This is a genomic window from Bradyrhizobium sp. BRP20 (assembly GCF_020194215.1).
In the GTDB taxonomy this organism is placed as follows: domain Bacteria; phylum Pseudomonadota; class Alphaproteobacteria; order Rhizobiales; family Xanthobacteraceae; genus Bradyrhizobium; species Bradyrhizobium yuanmingense.
In genome coordinates this window covers 26230-43762 of the sequence record NZ_JADYVY010000008.1, presented here as the reverse complement: position 1 = coordinate 43762, position 17533 = coordinate 26230, and the positions used below count along the sequence as shown (strand labels likewise).

General features: G+C 64.8%; 16 protein-coding genes. 11 read left to right on the top strand and 5 right to left on the bottom strand.

The annotated features are described in order from the left end of the window. Window positions 1–22: 22 nt before the first annotated feature. Complete coding sequence (locus I6F33_RS19880; protein WP_225128964.1) at window positions 23–1198, bottom strand: glycosyltransferase family 4 protein; 1176 nt, start codon at window positions 1196–1198, stop codon at window positions 23–25. Window positions 1199–1405: 207 nt separating this feature from the next. Then, window positions 1406–2752 (bottom strand): lipopolysaccharide biosynthesis protein, encoded by a 1347-nt coding sequence (locus I6F33_RS19875; protein WP_128262439.1) that lies wholly within the window; start codon window positions 2750–2752, stop codon window positions 1406–1408. Window positions 2753–3161: 409 nt separating this feature from the next. Between I6F33_RS19875 and I6F33_RS19870 the strand changes: the two genes are divergently transcribed. Beyond that, window positions 3162–4379 (top strand): NAD(P)/FAD-dependent oxidoreductase, encoded by a 1218-nt coding sequence (locus I6F33_RS19870; protein WP_225128965.1) that lies wholly within the window; start codon window positions 3162–3164, stop codon window positions 4377–4379. Between the two features lie 20 nt (window positions 4380–4399). Here the strand turns inward: I6F33_RS19870 and I6F33_RS19865 are convergent, their stop codons facing one another. Both I6F33_RS19865 and I6F33_RS38345 read right to left on the bottom strand, forming a co-directional pair. Then, window positions 4400–5536 (bottom strand): GNAT family N-acetyltransferase, encoded by a 1137-nt coding sequence (locus tag I6F33_RS19865; RefSeq protein WP_225128967.1) that lies wholly within the window; start codon window positions 5534–5536, stop codon window positions 4400–4402. A gap of 313 nt (window positions 5537–5849) precedes the next feature. Beyond that, window positions 5850–5972, bottom strand: coding sequence for a hypothetical protein (locus I6F33_RS38345; RefSeq protein ID WP_260346694.1), 123 nt, complete (start codon window positions 5970–5972; stop codon window positions 5850–5852). Window positions 5973–6208: 236 nt separating this feature from the next. On the opposite strand from I6F33_RS38345, the gene I6F33_RS19860 reads away from it, so the two are divergent. Next, a complete protein-coding gene (locus I6F33_RS19860; RefSeq protein ID WP_128262436.1) occupies window positions 6209–6469 on the top strand; it encodes a hypothetical protein in 261 nt (86 codons plus the stop codon). Window positions 6470–6635: 166 nt separating this feature from the next. Next, window positions 6636–7847, top strand: coding sequence for a c-type cytochrome (locus I6F33_RS19855; protein ID WP_162130838.1), 1212 nt, complete (start codon window positions 6636–6638; stop codon window positions 7845–7847). Window positions 7848–7877: 30 nt separating this feature from the next. Here I6F33_RS19855 and I6F33_RS19850 read toward each other — a convergent pair whose 3' ends face one another. Further along, window positions 7878–9848, bottom strand: a complete 1971-nt coding sequence (locus I6F33_RS19850; RefSeq protein ID WP_225143861.1) for a 4Fe-4S binding protein — start codon at window positions 9846–9848, stop codon at window positions 7878–7880. A gap of 164 nt (window positions 9849–10012) precedes the next feature. Here I6F33_RS19850 and I6F33_RS19845 point away from each other — a divergent pair, with 164 nt between their 5' ends. From I6F33_RS19845 to I6F33_RS19810, 8 genes are all read left to right on the top strand, one after another. Continuing rightward, window positions 10013–10753, top strand: coding sequence for a biotin/lipoate--protein ligase family protein (locus I6F33_RS19845; RefSeq protein ID WP_225143859.1), 741 nt, complete (start codon window positions 10013–10015; stop codon window positions 10751–10753). Next, window positions 10750–11289 (top strand): DUF6505 family protein, encoded by a 540-nt coding sequence (locus I6F33_RS19840; RefSeq protein ID WP_036005125.1) that lies wholly within the window; start codon window positions 10750–10752, stop codon window positions 11287–11289. The genes I6F33_RS19845 and I6F33_RS19840 overlap by 4 nt, the downstream gene beginning before the upstream one ends. Further along, on the top strand, window positions 11286–12293 hold the full coding sequence (locus tag I6F33_RS19835) for a DUF6352 family protein (RefSeq protein ID WP_225143857.1): 1008 nt from the start codon (window positions 11286–11288) through the stop codon (window positions 12291–12293). Before I6F33_RS19840 ends, I6F33_RS19835 begins: the two co-directional genes overlap by 4 nt. After that, complete coding sequence (locus I6F33_RS19830; protein ID WP_225128972.1) at window positions 12290–12805, top strand: DUF3305 domain-containing protein; 516 nt, start codon at window positions 12290–12292, stop codon at window positions 12803–12805. The genes I6F33_RS19835 and I6F33_RS19830 overlap by 4 nt, the downstream gene beginning before the upstream one ends. Further along, window positions 12802–13425, top strand: a complete 624-nt coding sequence (locus I6F33_RS19825) for a DUF3306 domain-containing protein (protein WP_225143856.1) — start codon at window positions 12802–12804, stop codon at window positions 13423–13425. The genes I6F33_RS19830 and I6F33_RS19825 overlap by 4 nt, the downstream gene beginning before the upstream one ends. Window positions 13426–13554: 129 nt before the next feature. After that, complete coding sequence (locus I6F33_RS19820) at window positions 13555–14334, top strand: molecular chaperone TorD family protein (protein ID WP_225143854.1); 780 nt, start codon at window positions 13555–13557, stop codon at window positions 14332–14334. A gap of 29 nt (window positions 14335–14363) precedes the next feature. After that, window positions 14364–14573: a twin-arginine translocation signal domain-containing protein gene (locus I6F33_RS19815; RefSeq protein WP_036005112.1), complete on the top strand. Its 210-nt coding sequence runs from the start codon at window positions 14364–14366 to the stop codon at window positions 14571–14573. A 14-nt stretch (window positions 14574–14587) separates the two neighbouring features. Further along, window positions 14588–17530 (top strand): formate dehydrogenase subunit alpha, encoded by a 2943-nt coding sequence (locus tag I6F33_RS19810; protein WP_158284415.1) that lies wholly within the window; start codon window positions 14588–14590, stop codon window positions 17528–17530. Window positions 17531–17533: the final 3 nt, after the last annotated feature.

The window sequence follows — 17533 nt, the reverse complement described above, 5'->3', positions numbered from 1 at the left end:
CAATCTGTTCCGACGTATCAGGTCAAACGACCCGGTCGAGAATCCGGACGTATTCCTCGACCATGGCATCTACCGAATAGCGCAGCCGCAGGCCTTTGGCGTTTTGTCGCAGCTCGTCACGTAATTGCTTGTCGGTTACCAGCCTGGAGACCGCCGCGGAGAGCTTCGCATGATCGGAGGCATCGACGAAGAGCGCCGTCGGTCTGCCCTCGTAGGACAATACCTCGCGCAGGACGGGAAGATCGGTCACGACGGAGGGAACACCGGCGTTGGCAGCCTCGACCGCGGCCAGACCGAAGGTCTCGGCCTGGGTCGGAAAGACGAACACGTCGAGACAAGCAAGGAAGTCCGCCATCCGGCCAGGAGGAATCTCTCCCAGCAAATGCAGACGGTCCGCGACGTTCAAGTCGTTCGCGAGCTGCCTCAGCCGGGCCTCGTCGGCTCCCTGGCCGGCCAGCGCAAGATGCCAGGACGGTTGATCCGGCAGCAGACCGATCGCCAGATCGAGCCGCTTATGCGGATGCAGCCGTGCCGCGCAACCGAGCAGGACGCGGTCCGGTGGCAGGTTGAATTGACCTCGTGCCGCCTCCTTCGACAGGGTAAGGGCCTTGTCGTCGAAGCCGTGCGGCACATGCACCATGCGCGACCGGTAGGCCGCGGGGTAGCGCGAATATTCGCGCTCCATGTCCTGCGAATTGAGCGTGATGCAGTCGAAGAAGCCGAGGCTGCCCATGGCGATGTCGGCGGTGCGGACCGGCCAGCTCATCGCCAGCGCGGATGAAACCTGATTGGCGACGACGGGTGCACGGCTGACGAGGCGCGTGACGCCGGCGCCGATGACGTTGCCGAAATGCTGGAAGGTCAGGACGGCGTCGGGCCTGGTGGTTCTGATGTGGCGGCCGAGCGTCCACAGCATCCGCAGCAGCGCCAGCGGATTGCCCGGCCGGCTCGACGCGCAGTAGAGCGTGGCGGGCGGTTCGTCAAAGGAGTCCGATTTGCGGAAGAAGAACAGATTGGTGACCCGGTGACCGCGCGCGGTCAGCCCGGCGCCGAGCAGCCGCGAGATCTCCTGTGCACCGGCGTTCTCGGCCTGGGTTTGCGCAAGAAGCACGTGGAGTTTTCGCCCACTGCCGTTCGGCCGCGCAGGTGCCGTCGCGCTCGTCTCGTCCAGGTCTTTGTTCGGCTGATAATGGAGCACGGATCCCGACCCGCTAAAGCAACGAAATCTTCACCTTCTTAACTCCGTACCTATCATGCGGGCATCCCGCGGACACCGGCTAGCAACAAACGGAGTTAATGCGGCGCGGATGGCGACGGTGTCGTTGGCGCAGCATTTCCGCTGGTTCCCCGCTGGCGCGTTAACCAATCGGTCCTGCGCGTTCACCCCGGCGGCGCGTGCTGACACCTAGTCACGCGAGTCCGCGCTACGAACGGCATAATTGCCGCGCCTCGATGCTGGGAAGCGCAAGAGCACCAGAACGGAAGGATCCACCCCGCTGCGCCGGCGGCAGAGGACGTTCAGGGCGATGGTCGCGAGCGCGAGCGACACGGTCGTCGAAATCGCCGCGCCAAGCACGCCGAGGAAGGGGACCAGGACGAGAAATCCGACGAGCCGCAGCCCGACGTTGGCAGCGACCACCGGCACATAGATTCGTTCATGACCGGTCAGCTGCAGGATCGCAGCAGCCGGGCCGCCCGCCGCCTGAATGGCGGTTCCGATTGCAAGCACGATCAGGACCGAATGCTGCTCGGCGAAATGAGGTCCGAACAGGTTGAGGAGATAGGGGCCGCCGATCCAGATCGTGGCGAGACCGGCGACGACGCAGAGCCCAGTCACTTCCGCCATCAAGCGCGAGGTCCGCTCGAACTCCCCGTGGTTCTTGCTGAAATAGAGCGACGGGAGCCGGCGCGCACCGAACGTGTAAAGCGCCGCGGACACCATGGCGAAAATGTTGGCGAGGCGCGAGGCGGCAAAGTAGATTCCCGCGGTCGTCGGATCCAGCATCCAGTAGACCAGAATGACGTCGAGATACTGATTGGCGACTTCGAGGATCGATGCGAGCCAGAAGTGCAGGGCACTTGATCGCCAGCGTGACGTCTCCGAGCGCGCCGGCGTACTGCGCAGATCCGGCAGCACGCGCGCGACGGATACGATCTGCGCAACAAGGCCAACCGACATGGCGACCGTCATCGCCGCGAACAGCTCGGCCGGATCGAGTTGGCGATGGGCGAGCAGCATGACGAGCAGGAACACGACGACGAGGGCCCGCCAAAGGAACTCGCGGTTTCCTTCGCCCATGATAATGCTGACCAGCGAGCGCGCGATTTGGCTGCCGAGCATCAATCCGGCGTTGACGGCCGTGTAGGCCGACACCGCAAGGATCAGCAGCCACCAGTCGCCTCTCATGCTCGCGACGATCGCGATCCCGCCGATCACGATCAGCATTGCGACCGAGGCGATCTTCAAGCTCGATTGCAGCACGCCTTTGGTAAGGTCCGGCCTTTCGCCGACCTGATATTCGTTCAGGAATCGCACCAGCAGGGATTCCTGGCCGACCAGTCCCACGACGGCTGCGATCTGCGCGACCGACAGCCAGGTCGCAAAGATGCCGAAGCCGTCAGGCGACATCGTCCGCGCAGCCAGCGAGAACAACGCGAACGCGAGCACGCCGCTGCCGACCTTGAGCAGGATGGTCCCGGCAACGCCGCGCGTGACGTCGCGCCGCATGAACTGGAGAATGGATGCGATCATGGAAGGGTTAAGGGAGCCGCGCTCCCCTGACGAGACATGTTCCGATACCGGCGAGAACCTAGCATGTCGAGCAATCGCGAGTGTTAATGGACGAGTTGGAGGATTTCGGCGATCGCGGTGATACGGGTTGCTTCGTTCTGGAACATCGCTGTCTCCATTGTCCAACATCTGCGAGTTTCAACTCGCGCGACGGACGGCATAACGCCGCATCGACGACTGAGAAGGCGAGATCCGGGGCTCGCGTGCAGAATGGTTTCGGGACAGCAAGACGCGTGCCGCGGCGAGTCGGCGAACTGGGCACCTGCGGTCATTAACCTCAATCTCAGGAAATGTTCGCACCCGGCCCTGCGATGCGACATCAGGCGAGAGAATTGCACTGCAGACGCTGTTAACCGTGGGAGCCGGAGCCATGACGAGAACCGTGACCGAGCCGGTCGACGGGGACGAGACCGCAACCATCGACTCGGACGTCGCCATCGTCGGTGGCGGTCTTGCGGGATCGCTTGCGGCGGCCGTGCTGGCGCGGGCAGGGCGTCGCGTCGCTCTGATCGACAAGCGGGCAGTCCATCCGGATGAGTTCCGGGTCGAGAAGATCGGCGGCCATCAGCTGGAGCTGTTCGGTAAGCTCGGCTTTCTCGATGCGCTCGAAGATGTCGCGTGCCGATATGATCAAGTGCTCAACATCCGTGAGGGCAAGGTGGTCGATGTCAGCGTCGGCAGGGCTTACGGATTTGCCTATGCCGATCTCGTCGCAATGGCGCGTCGCCAGCTTCCGGATCCTTCCAACCTGATCGTCGACGAGGTCACAGCGATTGGCAGCAGCGGCGATGTCCAGCATCTCGAGCTCGCCTCCGGACGGCGCGTGGCGGCGCGCCTCGTCGTTCTGGCCACCGGCATGGCGGGAGCCCTGGGCTACAAGCTCGGCATCAGGCGGCGCGTGCTTGCCGAGCGCCATTCGGTGTCGTTCGGTTTCACGATCGCGCGCAAGGATGGCACCCCGTTCGATTTCGAGGCGTTGACCTGTTACGGCGAACGCACCGCCGATGGCATCGACTATCTCAGCCTGTTTCCCGTCCACGCCGGAATGCGTGCCAATCTCTTCATGTTCCGCGATCCGACCGATCCTGTTATGCGCGAGTTGCGCCGCGAACCGGAGGCGACAGTTTTGCGCCTGCTGCCGGGATTGCGGAGCTACCTCGGCGATTTCCGTGTGACCGATCGCGTCCAGAACTGGGTGATGGATCTGACCGTCGTTGAAGGGCATCTCCGGCCTGGAATCGTGCTCATCGGCGATGCGTTCCAGACCAATTGTCCCGCGGCCGGAACGGGCGTCGCCCGCCTGCTCGTGGACGTCGACCGTCTCTGCACCGAATATGTGCCGCGATGGCTCATGACGGCAGGCATGGGCCTGGAGAAGATCTCGCAATTCTATGCCGATCGCGACAAGATCGCGGCGGATCAGCAGTCGCTGAAGATGGCACGCTTCCGCCAGGCGCTGACCTCGCGCAACGATATCGGCTGGGACGTGCGGCGACGGTTGCACTTCCTGCGGCGCAGTCTTGCACACCGCGTCGATCAGATGCATCCGGGCTGGCTTGGCCGCGTCCGCGGCGTATTGCGCGCCTGATCTCTGCGACCCCCCGCCGGTCAGCGCGTGGGCCTCGCGGTGTGGGCGGGCTGAACCTTCAAATCGGAGAGCCGCTTGGCCGCCAGCTTGAGCCAGGGCGCCTGCCTCAACGCGAAGAGGGCGATTGCGCCTACGGCGCTGCCGACCTGCGTGACCTCCCACATCGGTGAAGCCTGTGCACCGAACGATTTCTTGTATGGCTCGTCGCCGATGGTGAAGTCGAGCATCTGATCTCCGCGCTCGATACAATCCCGCGCCACTTGTTCGAACATCAGCGCGCCGATGGACTGGCTCTTGTAGCCGGCGATGTCGAAGGCGCTCATGATGACGAGGAAGCTGTCGCGGTGGCACAATCCGAGCACGGCGGCGATCACTTCGCCGTCCATCTTCATGACATAGAGGCGAACGAAGGACCCGAGGCCCCGAAGGGCGACGTCGGAATAGAAGCCGTAATATTCGGGCCGCTGCAGCAGGTCTCCGTCGCCTTGTGCGTGAAAGCGCGGGCCGCGAAACTTCCTCATCACCTCCATCGTCTCGAGCACGGCGGCGCTGTCGCTGCAGCATGAGAAGCTCAGCGCGCCCTTCTTCTGCAGCTGGCGATATTTCTTGGCGAGCTCCTTCTGGTAGGAGCGATCCATCGCACTGGCCCGCCATTGCTCGTACGGCGCGACCAGAACCGTGGCATAAGCATTGGTGTTCATCGAGACACGGCGGGACGTGGCGAGGAGGTCCTCGATCGGAAGCCGTCCGTCAGGCAGCTTGGCCATTCGCAGCAGATCGAAGGGGCGGACAAGGCGCCGAATCTGCGCGCATGCAGCCGCATCATGGAGCAATTGCGAGAACACGTCCGGGCTGCAAACCGGTGCCAGATAGTCGGAAACGCGCAAGTCGGCGAACTCGACGGTCCGTATCGGACCGCGCCGGATCCGGAGCAGCGGCAGCACCATGGCAAGGGCGCCGGTGTCGCGGTAGCGCACCACGACGACCAGAGCCGTTGCATCCGTTTCCGGCGCGAGCCTGGTGTAGAGGCTATGCAACCAGACCGGATGCTGGAAGGCAGTGGCAGCCGAACGATCGAACAGCTCTGCATATTCCGGAGACAGAAAGTCGAACGACGGCTCGATGGCGATGTCGAACGTGTTGCTGGGCTTATTCATGCGCACAAGGAAACCGGATCATCCGCGAACGTCGTTCGAACCGTAGCTGCGCTTATACCAAGGCCGTTACAGGTCAGACACTGCCGCCGCGCGATTTGCGCCGATGCGTTCAACCATGCTCGTATGGTTACCAAATTCTGAAGCCGGAGGCGGAAATGGCGCATGGAGCGCACCTTGCGCGGCGCCATCGTCTGCATGGCGCAGGCAATGATCTACGATCCTCGGCTGCAGGAAAGCTATGGTTCGCAAGGTCGAGCTCGTTCCCTCCGCTCCGATCCTCGGGCCGATCGGGCTCAAGCGCGAGTGAGCCTTCTCAGAGACGCACCCCGGTGGTGGCAAACGCGTGCGCGGCGGGCTCCTGCACGCGATCGAGGATCACCATGCCACCAACCGCGATCACCACGGCCGCGACGCAGCCAAGCAAAAAAGCCTTCATCCTCAGCCTCCCTCGATTGGACCACGCCATCTATACGACAGGGCCTGCGGCGAGCAAGCTCGTCGATCGCATCAGCCATCCGCCCGCTATGGGCTTTTGAACACGGGATCGGCGGAAAGACGCATCGCCCATCGAGCCAAGGGACCGGAGCTCGGCGCTGCTGCGCTGCACGATCCGGAACGGATGCGGGTCTTGCAAGTTTTCTGCAGGCCTGGTGAGCGCATCGGAGGCTTGGCGTGAAATTACCGAGAACGATCCTGTGCTTCGCAGCACTTTGCATTGTCGAGGGCGCCCTGGCCCAGCCGGCGCAAACCAACTCGCCGACGGGGCAAACGCCTCCCGAGGACAAGGGCCAGCTCCAGCCGCAAGGTTGGACGGGTCCGATCAATACCGGCTCGGGTGGTGCGCCGCCCGAAAGCCCCCAGGGCCAGAGTCCGCCCGGAATGCAGCCCGCGCCGGAGGGGTCGTCCAAGACCACGACGGCACCGGCCAAGTAGACTGTTTCAAGTAGACCGTTCCAGGATATTCATTTCCGTTGCCTCTTCTGGCAATCTCGAGCGGGTGAATGTCAGCAGGCGGCCAGGAATGAACAGATCGGCTCTGTGCACGAAGGTGGCCGCATTGCTGTGGACCATCTTTGCCGCATCGTCCGTGCATGCCGACATGGTCGGACACGGCGGCCCGATACGGGCTCTCGCCATTTCGCCCGATGACGACAGCCTTCTCTCCGGCAGCTTCGACACCGCCGTCATCCGCTGGTCGCTCAGGACAGATACGGCAGAGCACGTGCTGCGGTATCATGCCGATGGCGTCAACGCCGTCGCCTTTCTCAAAGACGGCCGCATGATCACGGCCGGAGCCGATGCGCGCATTGCGGTGTGGACGGCGGGCCGGCCGGAGCCGGACCGGGTGCTGGAGGGACATGTCGCTCCGATCGCGGCGCTTGCTGTGTCGTCCGATGGGACGCTTCTCGCATCGGCGTCATGGGACCAGACAGTGCGGCTCTGGTCGCTGTCGGACAGCACATCCCGCGTGCTCGAAGGGCATACGCAGAACGTCAATGGGGTCGCTTTCCTGCCGGACGGCAGGCTCGTCAGTGTCGGCTACGATCTTGCGCTGCGCATCTGGCGTTTGCCGGATGGCCAACCTGACATCGTGACTTTGCCGGCGCCGCTGAACGCGGTGGCTGTCGCGCCGGATGGTGAAATCGTCACGGGCGCGGTCGATGGCAGGCTGCGCATGCTGACAACGGACGGCAAGGTCAGCGGCGAGGTCGCGGCCAGTCCGACGCCGGTGGTGGCCTTGGCCATGTCGGCGGACGGTGCGCTGGTCGCTGCGGCCGGGATCGGCGGCACGGTGGCGATCATCGATCGCAAGTCGCGCAACCTGCTGCGCACCCTGGTTGGGCCCGGGCTGCCGGTGTGGGCGGTCGCCTTCCTTGCCGATCGCGAGACACTGATGACGGGGGGTGCGGACGGCAGGATCAGGCGCTGGAATGCCCGCACCGGCAATCCCATCGGTTCAAGCCTGGTCGGCACACCGGCCGACCCGCTTGCGGCCTATGCCGGCGATCACGGCGCCGATGTGTTTCGGGCCTGTGTTGCCTGCCACACGCTCTCGGACAAGGAGGTGCAGCGCGCGGGTCCCACACTTGCGGGACTCTACGGCCGCAAGATCGCTTCGGTGCCGGGATATCGCTTCTCTGATGCACTGAAGACGATGGACATCGTCTGGACGCCGGAAACCGTCGCACGATTGTTCGAAATCGGGCCGAATGCCTACACCCCCGGCACCAAGATGCCGGAGCAGCGCATCGGCTCGGCCGAGGACCGGCGCGCGCTGACCGAATTTCTGGCCCGCGCGACGTCGAGATGATTGCCTTGCGCCGATTCGACCTCGTCCGCTTTAGTCCTTGCCGTTGCGTTCGCGGATGTAATCATCCGTCGTTCGCGGCGGCGTTCGTTCCGGAACGCCCTTGAACGGATCGAATTGCTGTTCGCTCATGACCACGACGCGGCAGTCCGCGCACATCCTGAGCGCCTCGATTCGCTTGTCGCCGGCCGGATACATCCAGTGCCGGCCTTCGAGCTTGGCGGCGATGCGGTCGATCGTGCTCTTGACGCCGAAGGGCGTGCCGCAGCGGACGCAGAGCGCGGGCTCCTCTTCCTTGATGACAACGGCGGGCGCGCGCGCCGCCCGGAAATCGATCTGCGGCTTGAGGCTGATGACCTTTTCCGGACAGGTGCTCTGGCACAGGCCGCACTGCACGCAGGCATCCTCGATGAATTTCAGCACCGGCCGCTCGGGATCGTCGCGCAATGCGCCGGTCGGGCAGGCCGAGACGCAGGATAGGCACAGCGTGCAGCCATCGGCCTCGACGCTGATTGCGCCGACCGGCGCACCTTGCGGCAGCGCGATGATGTCGACCGGCTGCGGCGCCAGCCGATGCAACTCGCTGAGGGCAAACCGCAAGAGGTCGCGCCGCTTGCCGACGGTCTTGAAAGTTGCCGGCGTCGGAACCGCGGCGAGCGTGCCGATATCAGTCAAATGCGCGCCGAGCGCGTCGGGATCGTCGGTTTCGATGGTGGCGAGGCGACGGCCCGCAAATCCAAGGCCGCCGAGGATCGCCTCAGCCATCGCGATCGTCTGCGTCAATCCGGTCACGTCGTGGCGCGGCTTGCCACGGAGCAGGAAGCGCACGGCAGAGACGCCATAGGCAAAGGCGCCGACGATCGCCTCCAGCCCAACCTGCGTGACCTCGTTGACGGCAAAGGGAAGCACGTTCGCCGGCAGGCCGTCGCCATGCCGCGCGAGGGCGTCGATCAGCGGCGTGCCGTGCGGGCTGTCGTGAAAGAGCAGCACCGCATTCGCGCCGCCGGCCTCGCGATAGGCGAGCAGCATGGCGCGAAGTTTATGGAGCAGCGTATCGGCGGGCGGCAGCGCGTAGGAGACCGCGCTGGTCGGGCAGGCCGCCGCGCATTGGCCGCAGCCCGCGCAGATATTCGGATCGATTGCGATATGATCGCCGACGGGCGTGATCGCCCCGGTCGGGCAAAGATCGAGACAGCGATGGCAGCCCGTACGCTTCGAGCGCGAATGGGCGCAAAGCGCCGGCGCAACCTCGACATATCTGGGCTTGTCGAAGCTGCCGACGAGATCGCGCGCGGTCAGCACCGCGCGCAGCACCGCGGCGGGATCTTTCGTGTCGGCGCGGAGATAGCCGTCGCGCAGGTCGTGGGCGGGAAACATTGGCAGACCGCCGGAAAGATCGAGCACGATATCGCAGCGCGAGGTGACCCCGCTTCGCGGCGAGTCGAGCACGAAGCGATCGCGCGAGGAGGGGCGGGGACGCGCATAATCGTCGATTACCAGCTCGAACGCGCCGAAATGTCCCTTCGCGGAGCGGATCGTGCCCTTCACGATCGGGAACACCGTGGCAACCGGCGGCACCGTGTCATCGAGCTGCTTCAGCATCACGGTGACGTCGAGGTGATCGGCAAGCAGGCGGCCGGCCTCAATCGCGGCCTCATCGCGCCCGTAGATCAGGATGACGCCCTCGCTCGACAAGGTGACGAGCGGATAGTCCGGGGCGGGGATGGAGGCGGATGCGAGCAGGGCGGCCATTTTTGCGCCGGCGTGCGCGCCGTCGCGGGACCAGCCAGCCGTCTCGCGGATATTGACGAAGCCGATCGCGTCAGGCCGCTCGCCGGCCTCGTCCGAAAACTGCGCCGCCTGCTGCGTGCAGGCGACCGTCAACACGCCTTCTGTCGCGGCCATGTTGCGGAAATGATCGAGCTCCGCCCCGCAGAGGTGGCGGAAGCTCTTGACCTCGCTGTTCGGACATCCGCGCCGGATTGCAGCCACGTCGAGGCGCATCGTGTCTTCGCACGAGCAGATCAGGATGGTCTTCGACGGCTGCTCCAGGTTAACTCCTCCGCCTTTCGGACGACGACGACGGACTCGCGCCGGCCCTTCGCCTCGTATAGACATTATCCGTCGGGAAGAAAAGGAAAGCGGAGGACGGTCTGCCGTCGATCCCAGTGAGCCATGTTTCCGCGGCGGAACCGATCCACCTGCCGCCGCCGTTCACATTGGTGCGATTGCGCGAGAGCGGCGACGCTTTTGCCCATGCATGCCGCATCGCACCGGAGAGCGGCGCCGGAACGCTCGTCTATGTCGGCCGCTTCGAACTCGCCGAGTTCGCCGTGGTGCTCGAGCCGGCCGAGCCGTTGCGCAGCGCGCGGCGTGCGTTCTACGCAGGCATGGTCGCGCTCACCGACGCGCTTCGCGCCTATGCACCGCCGAGCAAGCCGATCACGATCGGCTGGCCGGATGCGGTCAGGATCGACGGGGGGCTGGTCGGCGGCGGACGGATGGGTTGGTGTTCCGGAGCTGACGAGGGCGCGCCGCCGCCCTGGCTGGTCTTCGGCGCGATGATACGGACGGTTGCCATGAATGATGACGATCCAGGCGTCCACCCGCTGGCCTCGGCGCTTGACCAGGAAGGCTTTGGCGAGGCGGGCGCGGCGCAGATCACGGAAAGCTTCGCCCGGCATCTGATGCTGGCGCTGGACGGCTGGCGGGTCGACGGCTTCGACAGCGTCGCGCGCGACTATCTCACGCGGATGCCGCGTGAAAGGCAGACGATACAGCGCATAGATGATTGCGGCGACCTCCTGACGCGCCGCATCGGGACGGAGACGATCGAACGAAGCGACCTGGTCCGGGCGCTCGCGGTGCCGTCCTGGCTCGATCCGGCCCTCGGAGGACCGCGCCTGTGAAACTCCTGCGCACGATCGCGCTCGATCCCTCGGACACTTTCGTGTTCGACGTGGCGGCAGAGCCGGGCGAATGGGCCGTTTCCGGCGCCTTCCGCTTCTGGGATTGCGATGGCGCGAAGCTCGAGGGCAAGGCCCGCGCGGCGTTTCGCGGTGGGTTCCTCGGGGTGCAATCCTGGGGCTGGTCGACGCTGGCGCAGATCGTTCCGGCGACCGCGGACGATTACCACGGCCTGGTCGATCTGCTGGCGAGGCAATTGGTCGATCGTTTCGGCGCGCCGGATATGGCGGCGGCGAAAACGGCGGCCGAAGAGGAGGTCGCTTTTGCCCAGTCGCTCTGCAGCCATCCCATCAGCTCGCTTATTGCAGTGCACCGCACCTCGAGCGACGGGGAGGTCCGCGAGTCGTTCCGCCGGCTGCAGCTTCGGGAAGGCCAGGGGCATGGCAAGGCGTTCTCGTTCATCGAGATGGAGGACGACGTCGAGCCGGACGGCGATCTCAGGCTTGCAGATCTCGGCCGGGAGCCGACCGTCCGATGAACGATTTCTGGATCTCCTGTGGTCACCACCTGCTCGATCGCGACGAGGGCGGCGGCCTGCGTGTCACGGACGAATTTCTCAAAGCCTATTTTGCCCGTCCCGAGCTGATGCCGCCGGACGACGCGTGCGCGGTCGAACGCCGGCTGCACCGCGATCTGCTCGCCGACCCGCGCCAGGCCGTCGGCGCCGGCGAGATCGCCGCGATTGCCGATGCGGATGCCAAGGAGAATTGGCAGTTCGTGCTGGCGTTCCGCGATCTTCTGCTGCGGCATCCGACGCTTGAAGCCGCTTATCTTGCCTGGGTGCGATCAGGAGCGAACGATCTGCCGCCGCTGTTCGTCAACCAGCTCGTGCACGTCATCCTGCGCAACGCGCTCGACGGCTGCGACGACCCGTTCGCGCTGCGCGCGGCCGAATTGTTCTTCCGGATCCAGCGCGTTCTCCCACATGAGCACGCTTTGTTGCTGGGAGACGAGGAGGTCGTCGGCGGCCGGAGCCCGACCCCGGTGCTCTCGCTGATGTCGATGCTCGGCGCCACCGCCGATGCGGTGGTCGAGGTGTTGGGCGAGGAGAATGCCGAGGCCTATTGGCACCGGAGCGACCAGTTCGACATGGCCCTCGACCTGACCGCCGACGGCCGCGGACCTGTAGCGCTGGCGCAGGCGATGACGCGTTGGGTCTCCCATCTGCTCGGCATCGATGTCGTGATCGAGCCGCTACGGGCGCTGCACGAGGCGAAGCTGAGCTGGTATGTCGGGCTCGATGCCGATGCCACGAGGCTCGGCGACCGTCTGTGGCACGGCGAAGAGCTCGGCGAGCGCGACGCCGATCGCGTGCTGGCGCTGTTCCGGCTGACGTTTGCGGATTCCAGCCGTGCCCTCGACGATGTCGGGGATGAGCCGGTCTACCTGATCCTGTCGATGACGGCGGATCAGAAGCTGCGGATGAAGCCACAGAATCTGCTGACCGGGTTGCCGGTGAAGCGGCTGGAGATGGCGACGTGAGCCCCGCGGCATTGCCGTCCCTCTCGATTGCCGTCGGCGTCGTAGTCGAGCGGCGCAAGGCCGACTCGCCTTGGGTCGATTTCATCTGGCGCGGAATTGCTGTCCTGCCGGACGAGCCGTCAACCGAGCCATGGACCGTGCTTCGCGAGCAGGACGGCACGACCCTGTTCTATGCCGGAAGTGCGACCATCGATCTCTATCCGTCGGAGACGGCGCGCTATCGCGACAATCTCGCCTCCGGCGGTCCGAGCATCTGGGTCGTGTTGTCGCCTGCGGAAGGCGTCTGGCCCTATGCAGTCACCGCGGTGACCGCCGACCCCGCCGAGGGCGAAGGCTTTACCGAAGCCGCCGACAATCTCGTCGAGGCCGTGCCGATGCCGGAAGTGCTGCGCGAGGCGATTGAAAGCTTCGTGGCCGAGCACCATGTCGAGCGCGAATTCGTCAAACGCAAGCGGCGCCGTGCCGATCCGGAGGCGCTGGCGCGGCGCGAACATGAAGGCGGACAGGAATGAGTGAGGAGGACTTCCTTGCGCGTTGGTCCCGCCGCAAACAGCAGTCGCGAGCGGAGCCGGCGAAACCTGCCCCGGCGCAGCCGACGCCGCCGTCCGAGGACAAAGAGGACGAGACGGAGTTCGATCTGTCGAGCCTGCCGTCGATCGACGAGATCAATGCTGCCACCGACATCACGGCCTTCCTCGGCAAGGGGATTCCTCGCGAGTTGAGCCTTGCGGCTCTTCGCCGCGCTTGGGCGACCGATCCCGCGATTCGCGACTTCATCGGGCTCGCGGAGAATGCATGGGACTTCAACGACCCGACGGCGATGCCGGGATTTGGCCCGCTGGATTGTTCCTCGGAGGAGCTGGCCGCACTGGTCGATCGCATTGTCGGCGGCGTGCGCGAGGCGGCCAAGTCTGCGGCCCAGACTCTTGCTGAGGCGTCGATCGAAACGGCGGATTCTCCAGCGGAATCGCATCAAGCCGATGTGGCACTTGTTTCCAATGTCGTCGAGCCGCCCGATGAGACGCAGCACCTGGCAATCCCTGCTGCAGTGCAACCGACAGTGGGTGAAAGACCTGCGGATTCTGCAGAGCCTGTGAGGTCCCGCACGCATGGTGGTGCACTGCCGCGCTGAACCACGACCAAAGACTATAGGTACAGGCTATGGCAGGCGATTGACCGTTGCTGGAACCCGGATTACGCTACCTACTGCTTTGTAACAAAAGCGATAATCAAGCAGACGGGACTGGGATGGGAGGTCCACGTGCGCGATGACGGACTTGATCGAGCGATCGATGCCGCAGGCGGCATCGCTCAGCTTGCACGCAAAATAGGCATCAGCCAGCCCTCCGTCTCGAATTGGACCCGTGTGCCCGCACAACGGGTGGTTGCAGTCGAAACGGCGACCGGCGTCTCCCGAAACGATCTGCGGCCTGATCTTTACGGTGAGCAAGCCGGCTCCGCCGAGCTCGTCGATCCCATCGATGCGGCGCGCGCGCAGGAATACGTCTTGCTCGCGGCGCTGCTGTCTGCGCCTCCGTCGAAGCGCCTGCTCGATCAGCTCGCCTCGCTCAGCGGAGACGCGACGCCGCTCGGTCGCGCGCATGCGGCGCTTGCCGAGGCCGCCTCGAACGCCGTCCCAGCGAAGGTCGAGCGGGAGTATTTCGATTTGTTTGTCGGGCTCGGCCGCGGTGAATTGCTGCCCTATGCTTCCTATTATCTCACGGGCTTTCTCAACGAACGGCCTTTGTCGCGCCTGCGCGGCGACCTGATGACGCTCGGCATCGAGCGTATCGCCGACGATTCCGAACCCGAAGATCACGCTGCCATCCTGTGCGAGATCATGTCGGGCCTTGCCGATGGCCGCTTCGATGCCTCACACGAGGCGCAGCGCGCCTTCTTCGAAAAGCATGTGTCGCCATGGATGGGGCGGTTGTTCGCCGACATCGAGAACGCGGGGACTGCCCGTTTCTATCGCGCAGTCGGCGCGCTCGGCCGCACTTTCATCGAAATCGAGACGGAAGCATTTACATTCGCCAGCTGACCGAGGCGCTTCGGTCCGGGAGAGATGCGATGAGTGACGAGACGAAAGCAAAGGTCGGACGCCGCGATTTCCTGCGCAAGGTCGGCTTGGGTACCGCCGGTGCCGGCGCGGCGCTTGCAACACCGTTGGTCGGGTCCGCCCAGGCCGACAGTGAAACCAACGATGAGAAGCGCAAGGCGCGCTACAAGGAATCCGATCACGTGAAGACGTTCTACCGCGTCAATCGTTATCCGGCCTGAGAGGGAGGCTGCCCGTGCTTATCAAGCGAACACACCAGCGTTCCGATCGCCGCGGTTCCGTCGCCGAATCCCTTGCGGGGCAGGGCGGGGGACTTGATCGCCGCACATTCCTGCGCAAATCCGGTCTGGCCGGCGGCGCGCTCGCTGCGCTCGGGGCCATGCCGGTGGGCAACGTGCGAAAGGCGGAGGCGGCCGCCGCCGGCCCGCTCGCGGCCGGCGCCACCGTCAAGAAGAGCATCTGCACGCATTGTGCCGTGGGCTGCACGGTGACGGCGGAAGTCCTCAACGGAGTCTGGATCGGGCAGGAACCGAGCTGGGATTCGCCGATCAACCGTGGCTCGCATTGCGCCAAGGGCGCCTCGGTGCGCGAGCTCGTGCACAGCGATCGCCGCCTGCGCTATCCGATGAAGCTGGTGAACGGGCAGTGGACGCGCGTGTCGTGGGACACGGCGGTGAACGAGATCGGCGACAAGCTGCTGCAGGTTCGCGAGAAGTCGGGCAGCGATTCGGTCTATTGGCTCGGCTCGGCCAAGATGACCAACGAAGGAGCCTACCTGTTCCGCAAGTTGGGCGCGTTCTGGGGCACCAACAACACCGATCACCAGGCGCGGATCTGCCACTCCACCACCGTCACCGGCGTCGCCAATACCTGGGGCTACGGCGCGATGACGAACAGCATCAACGACATGCGCAACTCCAAGACGATGCTGTTTATCGGCAGCAACGCGGCGGAAGCGCATCCGGTCAGCATGCAGCACCTGCTCGAATCCAAGGAGCTCAACAAGGCGAATTTCATCGTCTTCGATCCGCGCCTGACCCGCACCGCGGCACATGCCACCGAATATGTCCGCATCCGTCCCGGCACCGACATTCCCGTGCTCTACGGCATGATGTGGCACATCCTGAAGAACGGCTGGGAGGACAAGGAATTCATCGCCCAGCGCGTCTACGGCTTCGACGACCTGCGCAAGGAGGTCGAGAAATGGAATCCGCAGGAGGTCGAGCGCGTCACCGGTGTGCCCGCCGCGCAGCTCGAGCGCGTCGCCAAGACGTTCGCGACGGTCAAGCCCGCGACCATCATCTGGTGCATGGGCCAGACCCAGCACACGGTCGGCACTGCCAACGTGCGGGCGAGCTGCATCGCGCTGCTGATGACGGGTAACGTCGGCAAGGCCGGGGCCGGCGCCAACATCCTGCGCGGCCATGACAACGTGCAGGGCGCGACCGATGTCGGCCTCGATATCGTGACGTTGCCGTTCTATTACGGCCTCGCGGAGGGCGCCTGGAAGCACTGGTCCCGGGTCTGGGAGGTCGACTACGACTATCTCGTCTCGCGCTTCGACGAGAAGAAGCAGATGGAGACGCCAGGCATCCCGCTGACGCGCTGGTTCGATGCGGCGCTGTTGCCGAAGGCCGACGTCGCACAGAAGGACAACGTCAAGGCCGTGTTCGTGCAAGGCCACGCCAGCAACAGCATCACGCGCATTCCCGAATCGCTGAAGGGCCTGAAGGCGCTGGAGCTGCTGGTGATCGCCGATCCGCACCCGACCACCTGGGCGTCTCTGGCGGTCGAGGCCGGGCGCAAGGACGGCGTCTATATCCTGCCCGTGGCGACGCAGTTCGAATGCGCGGGATCGCGCGTCGCCTCCAACCGCTCGATGCAATGGGGCGAGCAGATCGTCAAGCCGATCTTCGAATCCAAGGACGACCTCGAGATCATCTATCTGCTGGCGAAGAAGTTCGGCTTCGCCGACAAGATGTTCAAGAATATCAAGGTCGAGAACAACCTTCCGGTCCCCGAGGACGTGCTGCGCGAGATCAACCGTGGAAGCTGGTCGACCGGTTATTGCGGCCAGTCGCCGGAGCGCATCAAGGCGCACATGAAGAACCAGCACAAGTTCGACCTGGTGACGATGCGCGCCCCCAAGGACGATCCGGAAGTCGGCGGCGATTATTACGGCCTGCCTTGGCCGTGCTGGGGCTCGCCCGAGGTGAAGCATCCCGGCTCGCCGCTGCTCTACAACAACAATCTGCACGTCATGGACGGCGGCGGCGCATTCCGTCCGCGCTTCGGCATCGAGCGCGAGGAGAAGCTGCCCGACGGCACGACGCGCAAGGTCAGCCTGCTCGCCGACAAGTCCTTCTCCAAGGGATCGGAGATCGAGGACGGCTATCCCGAGTTCACGCTGGCGAGCCTGAAGAAGCTCGGTTGGGACAAGGATCTCACCGAGGCCGAGATGGCGACCATCCAGCGGGTCAACCCGGCCAATCCGGATGCGGTGTCCTGGGCGCTCGACCTCTCCGGCGGCATCCAGCGCGTCGCGCTGAAGCATGGCTGCGTGCCCTTCGGCAACGGCAAGGCGCGCATGAATGCGTTCGGTCTACCGGATCCGATCCCGGTGCACCGGGAGCCGATCTACACGCCGCGCGTCGACCTCGTCGAGAAGTATCCGACCTTGCCCGATGCCAAGCAGTTCCGTCTGCCCAACATCGGCTTCTCGGTGCAGAAGGCGGCGGTGGAGAAGGGAATCGCCAAGCAGTTCCCGCTGATCCTCTCCTCCGGGCGTCTTGTCGAATACGAAGGCGGCGGCGAGGAAACCCGCACCAATCCGTGGCTCGCCGAATTGCAACAGGACATGTTCATCGAGATCAGCCCGGCTGATGCCGCCGATCGCGGCATCAAGGACGGCGGCTGGGTCTGGGTGAGCGGCGCTGAGAACAACTCGCGGGCCAAGATGAAGGCGATGGTGACCGAACGCGTCGGCAAGGGCGTCGCCTGGATGCCGTTCCATTTCGGCGGCTGGCTCGGCGGTAACGACCTGCGCAAGAACTATCCTGCCGGCACCGATCCGATCGTGCTGGGCGAGAGCGCCAACACGATCACGAGCTACGGCTACGATCCTGCAACCGGCATGCAGGAGCCGAAGGTCACGCTTTGTCAGATCGTCGCAGCCTGAGAG

Excerpts from the sequence above, each read along its gene's own strand:
- I6F33_RS19850 (WP_225143861.1), bottom strand. The coding sequence starts at position 9,848 with ATGCGCCTCGACGTGGCTGCAATCCGGCGCGGATGTCCGAACAGCGAG.
- I6F33_RS19870 (WP_225128965.1), top strand. The coding sequence starts at position 3,162 with ATGACGAGAACCGTGACCGAGCCGGTCGACGGGGACGAGACCGCAACC.
- I6F33_RS19815 (WP_036005112.1), top strand. The coding sequence starts at position 14,364 with ATGAGTGACGAGACGAAAGCAAAGGTCGGACGCCGCGATTTCCTGCGC.
- I6F33_RS19875 (WP_128262439.1), bottom strand. The coding sequence starts at position 2,752 with ATGATCGCATCCATTCTCCAGTTCATGCGGCGCGACGTCACGCGCGGC.
- I6F33_RS19835 (WP_225143857.1), top strand. The coding sequence starts at position 11,286 with ATGAACGATTTCTGGATCTCCTGTGGTCACCACCTGCTCGATCGCGAC.
- I6F33_RS19825 (WP_225143856.1), top strand. The coding sequence starts at position 12,802 with ATGAGTGAGGAGGACTTCCTTGCGCGTTGGTCCCGCCGCAAACAGCAG.
- I6F33_RS19855 (WP_162130838.1), top strand. The coding sequence starts at position 6,636 with ATGGTCGGACACGGCGGCCCGATACGGGCTCTCGCCATTTCGCCCGAT.
- I6F33_RS19865 (WP_225128967.1), bottom strand. The coding sequence starts at position 5,536 with ATGAATAAGCCCAGCAACACGTTCGACATCGCCATCGAGCCGTCGTTC.
- I6F33_RS38345 (WP_260346694.1), bottom strand. The coding sequence starts at position 5,972 with ATGAAGGCTTTTTTGCTTGGCTGCGTCGCGGCCGTGGTGATCGCGGTT.